The organism is Methyloglobulus sp., assembly GCF_964779595.1.
In genome coordinates this window covers 22,389-33,467 of record NZ_CBAROL010000023.1, presented here as the reverse complement: position 1 = coordinate 33,467, position 11,079 = coordinate 22,389, and the positions used below count along the sequence as shown (strand labels likewise).

Annotated in this window: 6 protein-coding genes and 1 pseudogene; 5 read left to right on the top strand and 2 right to left on the bottom strand. The window is 44.3% G+C overall.

From position 1 onward, the window contains the following. Positions 1-195: 195 nt before the first annotated feature. The 4 genes and pseudogenes from AC1YY3_RS09145 to AC1YY3_RS09130 form a co-directional block, all read left to right on the top strand. A pseudogene (locus AC1YY3_RS09145) lies at positions 196-309 on the top strand (hypothetical protein); the annotation flags it as partial. After that, positions 283-1,062 (top strand): tetratricopeptide repeat protein, encoded by a 780-nt coding sequence (locus AC1YY3_RS09140; RefSeq protein ID WP_482194434.1) that lies wholly within the window; start codon positions 283-285, stop codon positions 1,060-1,062. The pseudogene AC1YY3_RS09145 and the gene AC1YY3_RS09140, both read left to right, overlap by 27 nt. Before the next feature lie 69 nt (positions 1,063-1,131). Beyond that, positions 1,132-2,487 carry a TonB-dependent receptor plug domain-containing protein gene (locus AC1YY3_RS09135; protein WP_482194433.1) on the top strand — a complete coding sequence of 452 codons (1,356 nt, stop codon included), beginning with the start codon at positions 1,132-1,134 and terminating at the stop codon, positions 2,485-2,487. A gap of 26 nt (positions 2,488-2,513) precedes the next feature. After that, a complete protein-coding gene (locus AC1YY3_RS09130; protein ID WP_481824669.1) occupies positions 2,514-2,837 on the top strand; it encodes a hypothetical protein in 324 nt (107 codons plus the stop codon). Between the two features lie 129 nt (positions 2,838-2,966). Here AC1YY3_RS09130 and AC1YY3_RS09125 read toward each other — a convergent pair whose 3' ends face one another. After that, positions 2,967-5,354: a Lon protease family protein gene (locus AC1YY3_RS09125; RefSeq protein ID WP_481824670.1), complete on the bottom strand. Its 2,388-nt coding sequence runs from the start codon at positions 5,352-5,354 to the stop codon at positions 2,967-2,969. A 280-nt stretch (positions 5,355-5,634) separates the two neighbouring features. Between AC1YY3_RS09125 and AC1YY3_RS09120 the strand changes: the two genes are divergently transcribed. Next, a complete protein-coding gene (locus AC1YY3_RS09120; protein WP_481824671.1) occupies positions 5,635-5,949 on the top strand; it encodes a BON domain-containing protein in 315 nt (104 codons plus the stop codon). A 66-nt stretch (positions 5,950-6,015) separates the two neighbouring features. On the opposite strand, the gene AC1YY3_RS09115 is transcribed toward AC1YY3_RS09120, so the two are convergent. Next, the gene (locus tag AC1YY3_RS09115) at positions 6,016-11,052 is read right to left on the bottom strand and encodes an EAL domain-containing protein (RefSeq protein WP_481824672.1); all 5,037 of its coding nucleotides are present in this window, start codon (positions 11,050-11,052) and stop codon (positions 6,016-6,018) included. Positions 11,053-11,079 lie beyond the last annotated feature (27 nt).

The window sequence follows — 11,079 nt, the reverse complement described above, 5'->3', positions numbered from 1 at the left end:
CAGCTTGAACCCAACAACAGCAATGCATTCGCCCTGCAAGCCATCATCGCCGTCGCCAAAAACCGCCAGCAAGCCGCATTGGAACTGGCAAGCAAAGCCGTTGCTGCCAACCCACAATCAGCCATTGCCAAAATAGCCCAATCCTACGCTTACCAGTCCAAGTTCAACATCGACTAAGCCCTAAAAGTCACCCAAGCTGCCACCCAACTAAACCCAGCTAACGCCCTGGCATGGGCAAGATTATCCGAACTACAGCTATCACTAGGCGACCACGAAGCCGCATTGAAATCCGCCCAACAAGCCCAAACACTCAACCCCAACATCGCCCGCACCCAAACCATCCTAGGCTTTGCAGACCTTGCCCAAACCGACATAGCACAAGCAAAACGAGCCTTTGAACAAGCCTTAACCCTCGATTCATCCGACCCATTAGCAAGATTAGGCTTAGGACTCGCCAAAATCAGGCAAGGCGACCTGGAAGCAGGCAAAAGCGAATTGGAGACCGCCGTCAACCTCGACCCCAACAACGCCGTCATCAGAAGTTACCTCGGCAAAGCCTATTACGAACTCAGAAACAAAGACTACGCCGGCAAAGAGTTTGAAATCGCCAAAGCAATGGATCCCAAAGACCCCACCCCTTACTTCTACGATGCCATCCTAAAACAAACCACCAACCGCCCCGTTGAAGCCCTGCACGATATGCAAAAGGCGATTGAACTGAATGATAACAGGGGAGTGTATCGGTCTAAGTTGTTGTTGGATAAGGACAATGCCGCACGGCAAGTAGGTTTGGGGCGTATCTTTACTAACCTTGGTTTTGATGACCCTGCCAACCGACAAGCCATGAAGTCATTGGCAACAGATCCTAGCAATTACTCGGCGCATCGGCTGTTGTCTGATAGTTATGCGACCAAGCCACGGCATGAAATAGCCCGTAGCAGCGAGCATTTGCAGTCACAGTTACTGCAACCGCTCAGTTACAACCCCATTCAGCCCAGCCTCGCTTATACAGACTTGAATATCATCAAAGGGATTGGCTCGAATGACACCTCGTTCAACTAATATAACCGTTTATTTGAACGTAATGGTGTCCGTTTCACCACCACAGGCATTGCTGGCTCAAACAGCACCTTGGGTGACGAAGCGGCGTTGTCGGGCATATACAACAAGTTTTCATACAGCCTAGGACAACTGCATTACGACACCAATGGTTTCAGGCAAAACAACGACCTGAAGCACAACATCTATAACGCCTTTGCCCAATACGAGATTTCTCCAGAAGTTAATGTCCAGGCGGAATACCGACATCGAGAAACGGAACATGGGGATTTGGAGCTTCAGGGTGATCCTAATGTGTTTGATGCTGATTATCACAGGACTATCGATCAAAATAGCTATCGAGGTGGCGTAAGGATTTCTCCCACACAAAGTTCGGATTTGTTGTTTTCATTCATACATGGCAATCGTGAAGAAGTGAATGGGAAACGCTTATTCGATATAACAAAAACATATAGCTATGACGGTGAAATGCAGTATTTATTTCATAGTGATAATGTAAATACAGTATTGGGGGGTGGTCTATACCGTACAAATAATACTCGATTGGATTGTACTGCGCCTCCTTGTGATTTAATTCCTTACAATACAACCCAATATTTAGCTTATTTGTATTCTAATTATAAACCGATAAAAAGCCTAAATCTTACAGGTGGTTTGTCTTACGATCATTATCGGGATAACGAAGTCGGGGCTGCGTTAAACCTTAGCGAACTGAACCCAAAATTTGGGTTTCAATGGAAAGCAAGTAAGCAAATATCATTTCGGGGTGCAGTCTTCAAATCGATTAAGTCTGCAATTATAGATAATCAATTGTTACAGCCTACGCAAATAGCTGGATTTAATCAGTTTTTTGATGATACCAATGGGGCGGTGGCTTGGAATTATGGGGTGGGTATGGATACTCAACTGCATAAAGATGTTTATGCTGGAGTAGAAGCCTACAAACGTGATTTAAAAATAGCAACAGGACCAATTTCACAAAAACCGAGTGAGGAATTGTACAGGCTATATCTAAATTGGACACTAACGAGTAATTGGGCATTCAACTCAGAGTTTCGTTTTGAAAATTTTCGCAGTGATGGCAGTTTTCCTGGCTTTCCTAAATTCGTTGAGACTGCATATCTTCCCACAGAAATCCGATATACTCACAGTTCGGGATTTTTTTCGGCTTTAAAAGGTACTTTTGTTAACCAAAGGGTTCGTTTATTTGATGGCGCGCAAGATGGCTTTAATAGCAATTTTTACCTTGTGGATGCGGCGATTGGTTATCGTTTCCCGAAACAATATGGACTATTAAGTCTGGAAGCAAAAAATTTATTTGATTCCAGCTTCAAATATAGAGATCGACAATTTCAGCAAAATGAACAACGTTCACCCGATTTTTTCCCTGAACGTATGTTATTTGGGCGAATAACTCTTAATTTTTAAAGTTTTCTTTATTTCAGGAGAAAAAAATGTTTCAAAATGCAGCTTTATTAGCAATGACAAATGACACTACCGAAGAAGTGTCGCCAAAAATTTATTCTTTCTTGATTTCTTTTAACGATGCAGGGAAAACAACAGAACTTTTAGTGAATGGTAGCCCTGCTTGTTTTAAAACAACCAATGGCGAGCCAGTAGACTTAGCAGACTTTATCGATGTTTCTCTCAATATACCCGAAGACCATCTCAATAACTTTCCAGAACAATTTGATGATGAAAGTATAAAAATATTGAACCAGTTGAACTGGTGTATACGGGGTGGAAAATGGGTTACATGTAAAGGCCCTTGTAAATAGTGGTTGGAAGCCGAAGTTGGGCAACGCTTGTTGCACACTTTGATTTTTAGCATGAGTCTAAATACACTAACAAAACTTGGGGCATAGGATCAATCCTTGCCCCAAGCCTATTGGCACACTGTTGCTACCTTACAAAGTCTCTTCCTTATCATCATCCGCAGCCAAATCTGAAATCTCTTTTAATCGAGAGATGGCTTTGAAATTGATGCTGTGTTCTGGGTAATTGCCTTCATGGTCGAGCGAACCGACGGTTTTTCCAGTTAATAGCGCCAATGTTTCATCAACGGTTGCGACAGCATAAATGGCAAATAATCCTTGCGCGACCGCATCTATAACATCTTGTTTTAACATTAGATTGCGCTTATTAACGGCGGGAATAATAACTGCATGGTCGCCGGTCAGTCCTCTTGCCTGACATAAGCGAAAAAAGCCTTCTATTTTTTCGTTAACACCACCAATGGCTTGCACCTCGCCGTATTGGTTGATGGAACCCGTCACCGCAAATGTTTGTTTGATTGGGGTGCGGGTTAGCGCGGAGATAAGGCAGCACAGCTCCGCCAGTGAGGCACTATCACCGTCTATGTGTCCGTAGGATTGCTCTATGGCGATGCTGGCGGAGATTGCCAACGGAAATTGTTGGGCATAGCAATGGCCGAGGTAGCCAGTCAATATCATCACGCCTTTTGAATGGATGGCTTGGCCGAGTTCGGCTTCACGCTCAATATCGACGATGCCTCTGGAGCCTGGGGATACCGTGGTGGTAATCCGCGCCGGTGCGCCAAAGCTACTTCCTCCTATCTCAAGCACAGTCAAGCCGTTGATCTTGCCCAGTGCTTCACCTTCGGTGTCGATCAGGATGGTGCCATCGAGCATTTCTTCCAGCACCATCTGGGATATTCTGCCATTTCGGTGTTCTCTTGCCGCTAAAGCCTGTTCGATATGGATTTTATCGATGGATTCAGCATTGGCTTGGCGATTGAATAGTTGTGCTTCTGAGATAATATCGAGTGAATCGTTGATATGCGCGGAAAGCTGGTGCTGGTGTTCTGACTGCCGACAACTGTGTTCGATCAGCCGTTCGATAGCCGCTTTTGTCAGTGGTTTGTTGCCGGAATCCAAGGCATGTTTCATCATCAGTGCAGCAAACTGCTGGGTGGATTCGTTACTCAGCGGGATGTAGCTATCAAAATCGGCGAGGACTTTGAAGATTTCGTTGAATTCATCGTCCAGTTCTTCAAGCAGGTAATAAATATCCCGCGATCCGACCAGAATAAGCTTGATATTTAAGGGAATATTTTGCGGTTTTAAGGTAACAGTATTGATACCCATATCGGAATAAGGTGATTCAATTTCGATGTAACCGGATTGCAAAGCACGTTTTATGCCATCCCACACAAACGGGTAGGTCAGTAATTTTTCCGCATCCAGGATGAGATAACCGCCATTCGCCTTATGCAATGAACCGGGGCAAATCCGTCGGTAATTAGTGATTAACGCGCCTTGATCGCTAACGTATTCAATGCGCCCAAACAGGTTCTGGTAGGTCGGGTGCGGCTCATAAATAACCGGTGCGCCACTATTTTGTGGGTGATTGACCAGAATATTCGGCGAATAAAGCTCAATCAATACCGAGCGTTTGATGGCGTTATTGCTGGTTTCCAAGGCGCGGGTTGGTGCGAGATAGTCGGTAATCGTGTTGTACAGGTTTTTGTTGATTTCCGACAAATAGCGATAAGCATCGTCAATCCCGTGGTATTTGTCATCAAGCGCCGTAAACAGCGGCGTGATGCCCAGTAGAACCGTTTCAGTGTCCAGTTGCTTGGTTTTTTCCAACATCGTTCTGCGCCATTGGGGCAGGTCTAAAAGCACGTCGCTGAGGTATTCCTCAAGTTCTTCAACATGCTGGTGAAAAGCATCGCGTTCATTTTGCGGCAATTCTGCAAATTGGTCTTCATCCAGCGATTTATTGTTTTTAAATGGCGCAAAGGTAATAGCTTCGCTTTCTCGAAACAACGCCACGCTATAATTTCTAGCGCGTTTCTCCACCAAATCTATCGCCGTATTATAGGTTTGATTAAAAGTGCGTTCGATAGCAGTTTTTTTTTGTTGATAGCTGGGGCTTTCAAATACGGCAGGGAAGGTGACCAGGACATTGTCGATCAGGTTTTCGATGTCATTGCTGAATTGCTCGCCTTGCCCTGCCAAGGTCTTGATTGCAAGCGGTTCTCTTTGATTTGCAAAGTTATCGACGTAAGCATAAGAAGGCGGGGTTGGCAGATTTTTGGATAACTCATTTAGATGACTGGTAATCATGGATAACCGACCCAAACCAGGCTCTCCCATCACAAAGACGTTATAGCCAGGATTGGTCATGGCAATGCCAAACTCCAGCGCGGATTGCGCTCTGGGTTGACCTAATATGGTCTGTTGTCGTGCTGATAATGTGGTTATTTCAAAATCTGCGAGAGCAATCGTTAATTTCAGGGCTTCAGGGTGGAGTTTTAAGGTTTCGGGCATGAGGCAGGGAAGGTGGCTTACATAAAGCGTGGAATTCTAACATTGTTCTGGGCAAACACCGATTAGCTAGGCTTAGAACGGATTTTGCGGCGAGGTTGTGTGCGGTGGTTACAACGTTTCGATATTGTTGTATGATTAATCTCATGCTACTCGAAATAGCGGTTTCTTTGGCGGTTTGTTAATTCTCGATTAAGGAATCATCGTCAGAACAGCAGCAAGCGTAGCTTAAGTTTTGGTATGCACTTTTTAGCCTGTTCACTCAATAAAATAGATAAATACTATGCGTAAATTAAAATTAATCATTATTTTTTTGGTAAGTCTCTCCTTGATTCCAGTAATTGTTGGTTGTGCTGGCGGTAAAACCTATGAAAGCACGGGTGAACACCTTGATGATTCTATTATCACCACAAAAGTGAAAGCATCCATTTTGGGGGATTCTAAACTTAAACTGTTGCAAATCAGTGTTGAAACCTTCAAGGGTGTCGTGCAATTGAGTGGATTTGTCAATTCAAATGAAGCCGCGACCAGGGCTGTGGATTTGACTCGGAGAGTCAAGGGCGTTAAGCAAGTCAATAACAGCTTGATTGTGAAGTAAGAAACGAGAAGTTTGCTTTACCTAGAGACGCAAAAGCTTGCGTCTCTAGCAACTTTGAAAACTAGCTTAATCAGATTCGGTTTCGGATGCTGTGAATTCAGCCAAAATTTCTTTAGGCAAGCTGTCTTTACTCTCTAGCGAGAAATCAACCTTCATCAGTTCGGGTATATCCTTGCCAGAAACTGGGCGACTAAATAAGTAGCCTTGCATAATATGGCAACCTAAACCTTGCATGACGGATGCTTGGTCTCTGGTTTCCACGCCTTCAGCAACCAAGGTGAAATTCAACGCGTTAGCCAAGCCGATAATAGTACCCAGTAGCAAAGGCGTGTGCGGGTTGCTCAACAAGTCTTCGATAAACATTTTGTCGATTTTTAAGCCATCCAACGGTAGTTGTTTTAACGAAGCCAAGCTAGAAAAGCCGCTGCCGAAATCGTCAATGGCTATTTTTACGCCCAGCTCTCTCAGTTGATTGAATATTTCTATACGAGCCACGGTTTGTAAGCCGTTTTCGGTGATTTCCAGTTGTAGGTATTCGGCGGGAATTTGGGTTTTTTCGAGTAATTCCTTGATTGTTCCCAGTAGGGTAGGATCCTGAAAGTACGCGGATGAGATATTTACGCCGACCTGGATGTAAGGCAGACCTGCATCATGCCATTCAGCAATCTGTTCACAGGCCGTTTTAAGCGTCCAATGACCCAATTGAGAAATTAAGCCCATTTGTTCAGCAAGGGCAATAAAGTCGTTTGGCGAAATAATGCCTTTTTCGGGATGTTGCCATCGAGCTAGAGCCTCAACGCCCACAATTTTGCCGGTATCCAGCGATATTTGTGGTTGATAGAACAACACGAATTGTTCCTTCGCAGATGCTTCACGTAGCATACTTTCTTTTTCCAGACGTTGTTTGGTCTGACTTGCCATGTGTGAAGAATAAAAAATATAGCGGTGTTTACCCGTTTGTTTAGCGAGATACATCGCGGTATCGGCGGCTTTTAATAATTCTGGTTCAGTGCTGCCATCTTTTGGAAATAGCGCGATGCCTAAGCTTGCCTTGGGAATAACCTGATGGTTACCCAGCATTAACGGTTGGCTAATTTTTTGCAAGCAACGTTTGGCGACTTCCGCAACACTAAGCTCGTCGGTGATGTTATTCAGGATGATACAAAACTCATCGCCACCTAAACGGACGATAAAATCTATTTCCCGTGCCACCAGTTTAAGTCGTTGGGCAATTTCCTGAAGCAGTAAGTCACCATTATGATGACCAAAACTGTCATTGATGCTTTTAAAGCTATCCAGATCAATAAACATAAGAGCAAACTGCGCTTTGCGCTGCACGGCTGACTTAATAATGTCTTCCATGCGCTCCTGGTAGTACGACCGATTTGCTAAACCGGTAAGATGATCGAAGTAGGCCAAGCGATGGATTTGCTTTTCAGCCTGCTTTTTGTGGGAAATATCTTGCACAATGCCAGTGATAAAGAGCATGTTTTTGCTGGTCAAAGCTTCAATTTCTTGTTGTACTTCAATAACTTCTGACGAAGTTATATTAATTCGATATTCAATGTGTTGAATAGTCTTGCTATGCCCAGCGGCATTAATGACATCCTTAACGAAATCTCGGTCTTTAGGATAAACCAGTTGGATAAAACCAGCCAATGAGCCGTCAAAGGTACTTAAATCAATGCTGCACAATTGCGCGAGTTGATCTGAAATGGTGAATTGGTCGCGTTGCGTGTCCCAGATCCAATAACCTAGGCGGGCAATGCGTTGGGCTGCACTTAATTGCAGTTTACTGCTTCTGAGTTCAGAAGTAACTTGTCCGGTACGCAGCCCAAAATTGACCCGTTGAATGAGAATGGGGTAACTAATGGGTTTGCTGATAAAGTCGGTAGCACCAGCGGCAAAGGCTTTATCGATTGACTCTATGTCATCCATACCCGTCGCCATAATAATGGGAATGTCAGTTAAGGCGGGGTCATGTTTTAATAATCGACAGGTTTCAAAGCCGTCAAGATCAGGCATGATGGCATCGAGCAAGATAATTTCTGGCAACTGTTTTTTGACTTGTGTTAAGCCATCACCACCACTTGCTGCTTCATCCACAATAAATCCTGCGGCACGTAATACCGAACTGGTAATCAAACGAAAGCCCGGATCATCATCAATAAGTAGAATTCTGTTTCGATTTTGACTTTTGGGGTGTTCAATGGCTGCGGCATCAGGTTCGGTTGCGCTAGCAAAAGCTGAGGTTTCTTTGTGTAAAGCCTCCATAACTGCGGGTAATTCATCAATCATGGCTTGTAACACGTCTTCGGCACCTTGCGTATTCCCTTGCCTGCCGATGGTTTCCAGTGTCGCGGCGTTTGTATCCAGGGCTTTTGCACCCAGATTGCCGCAGGAGGATTTAAAATTGTGTGCAATGCTGGCGAGACTGGCGGCATCGTCATTACTGACGGCATCTCTTAGTTGGGCAAGTTCCTGATGTGCTGAGTCCAAAAATAAAGCGATGGCTTTATCGAGCAAGTTTTCCCCATTGGCTGTTGTTAAAGGACGTAAGTTTTCAAGCGCAACAGGATCTAGCATGGTAGTAGGATTTTGTTTTTTAGCATATTTCGTATGGATGCTAGCGTCATTTTTTAAAACTGTTTGCTTGAGAGGCAACCATTTTTTTAATGTTTGTTGTAATTGCCTGCGAGTATAAGGCTTACTGAGATAACCGTCCATTCCAGAGGCGTTACATTGTTCGATTACGCCTTTTTGCACGTCTGCTGTCAATGCAATAATCGGCGTATGCACCAGATTATGAGCTTGTTCGCGTTGTCTTATTTGGGTTGTTGCTGCAAAGCCATCCATGCCGGGCATGTGACAATCCATCAAAATGAGATCAAATACTGTATTGGCGGTAATATCTACTGCTTCAAAGCCATTTTGGGCGACTTGAACTTCGCAGCCGATAACTTTCAGTATGCCTTTTGCAACTTCCTGATTAATAACATTATCTTCTGCCAATAAGATGTTTCCAAGCAGTTGCATCTCATCTTCATTGGGTTGCTGCTCTGGATAATTAGCGAGCTGTTGACCTTTTGGATCGAAAACATTAAACAAGGTCCCCAATAAACGTTTTTGAATAATAGGTTTGTTGAGAAATGCGTTGATGCCATATTGACTGTATTGAATGGGATCAATTGCAATATTTGCTGATCCTAAAACGATCACAGTTAGCGGTGGAATGCGGACTTCCATGCGAATGGCAAGGGCGGTTGTCAGTCCGTCCATGCCGGGCATCTGATAATCCAATAACACGCAAGGATAAGGATTATCGAGTCTCGCCGCTTCTATCAATGCTTTGAGCGCGGCACTGCCACTTTCTACGCAGTGACAGCGTAGTCCCCAATGGGTAAGTTGTTCGTAAAGAATGGTTCGATTCGTCTCATTATCATCAACCACTAGAACCGGCTGGTCTTGCAAAACGCTGACATCTATATGATGAGCGGACGGTGCTTCCGCAATGAAATTCATAGGAATGCTAAAAAAGAAGCAAGAACCGTGACCTACGCGACTTTTAACAGTCAATTCACCGCCCATCAGAGCGACTAATTGTTTTGAAATAGTGAGACCTAAGCCCGTACCTCCGTAGGAACGGGTGGTTGAGCTGTCAGCTTGAGTAAAGCTATCGAATATTTGGGCTTGTTGTTCTTCGGGTATACCTAAGCCAGTGTCGATGACTTCAAACAGCAGTCTTTTAGTGTGTGACGCTTCTGAACCAGCAAGCCAACTGACTTTTAGCTCAATTTTGCCTTGTTCGGTAAACTTTAGTGCGTTGCCGAGCAGGTTAACTAATACTTGTCTGAGCCGTTCTTCGTCGGCCTTGACTTTTCCGGATAGATCGCAGGGCAAGTTTAATATTAACTCAAGTTTTTCGCGTTCAACCTGAGTTGATAACATTTCTGCTGTTTCTTCAAGCAGTTGGCGCAGATCAAACTCTTTGCACATCAACTGGAATTTTCCAGATTCAATTTTGGAGAAATCGAGAATGTTGTTGATGATGCCGATCAGCGATTTTGCCGAACGAAACGTGGTTTCTGCCAGTTGTTGCTGGCGTAGACCAAGCTCAGAGTGAAGCAATAGTTCCGTCATACCGAGAACACCGTTCATTGGCGTACGGATTTCGTGGCTCATCGTTGCCAAAAATTCACTTTTGGCTTTGCTGGCGGCTTCCGCTTTGTGGGCAAGCTCGAACGCTTCATTGGTTTTGTTTTGCAGATCCAAGGTACGTTGGGTAACTTGCTCTTCCAAAATATCACGATGCGCTAAAACTTCCTTTTGATAAAGTGCCAAATCCTGCGACATGCTATTAAAAGATTGGGCAAGTTCAGCAATCTCATCGGTTTTTGAAGAAATCGTCAGTTCTTTGCCAAAATCACCCTTGGCAATTGCTTGCGTGGCTGAAACCAGTTTTTTTATCGGCTGGGTGATACGCCGTGTTTGCCACAAGGTTAAAAGGATACCCAGAATGATGGTGAACGGTGCAATTAGTAAAGTTTGTACTAAAAAGCGCCGAGATTCCTTGTAAATGCTGGCCTGGCTAATGCCTAATTGCACGTAACCGATAACTTCTGGATCATCCAAATGCGGACGTGTCGTCGTAAAATCCTGCTCAAGGCTAGTTCCTGGCATTCCTGCCCGGATATAAACAGGGGTGATGATATTGATGAAGTTTTTGCCTTTAGTGTCAGTGTATTCGCTGGTTTGAGTCTGGTCGATGGGCGATTTGCCTTCAGTTAATAGCGGCAGTTTAGCTAAACCGTGCTGGTTTTTTTGGGTTATGGCTAATCTATCTTTATTGTAAACAAGGATATAAGCGATGTCCCGATTGTCTTCCAAACTTTGCAGCGATTGCCCGATGGCTTCCTGATTTTCGGTATACACGCCATAAACGAGGTTTTTGGAGAGCATAATGGCGATTTCTTCGCCGTGTGCGGTAAAGTTTTTGAAGGTACTGATTTGATGCTGCCAGATAATATAACCGCCAGTGAGCAAAGCGGTCAGCGTAATCAGAAAAATAGTCAGGATATTAAATTTGGAAGCGATTGATCTCAAACGATTGATCTCAGCAGTAGTTGGGTA

Coding starts and splice junctions, on each gene's coding strand:
- AC1YY3_RS09130 (WP_481824669.1), top strand. CDS start 2,514: ATGTTTCAAAATGCAGCTTTATTAGCAATGACAAATGACACTACCGAA.
- AC1YY3_RS09125 (WP_481824670.1), bottom strand. CDS start 5,354: ATGCCCGAAACCTTAAAACTCCACCCTGAAGCCCTGAAATTAACGATT.
- AC1YY3_RS09120 (WP_481824671.1), top strand. CDS start 5,635: ATGCGTAAATTAAAATTAATCATTATTTTTTTGGTAAGTCTCTCCTTG.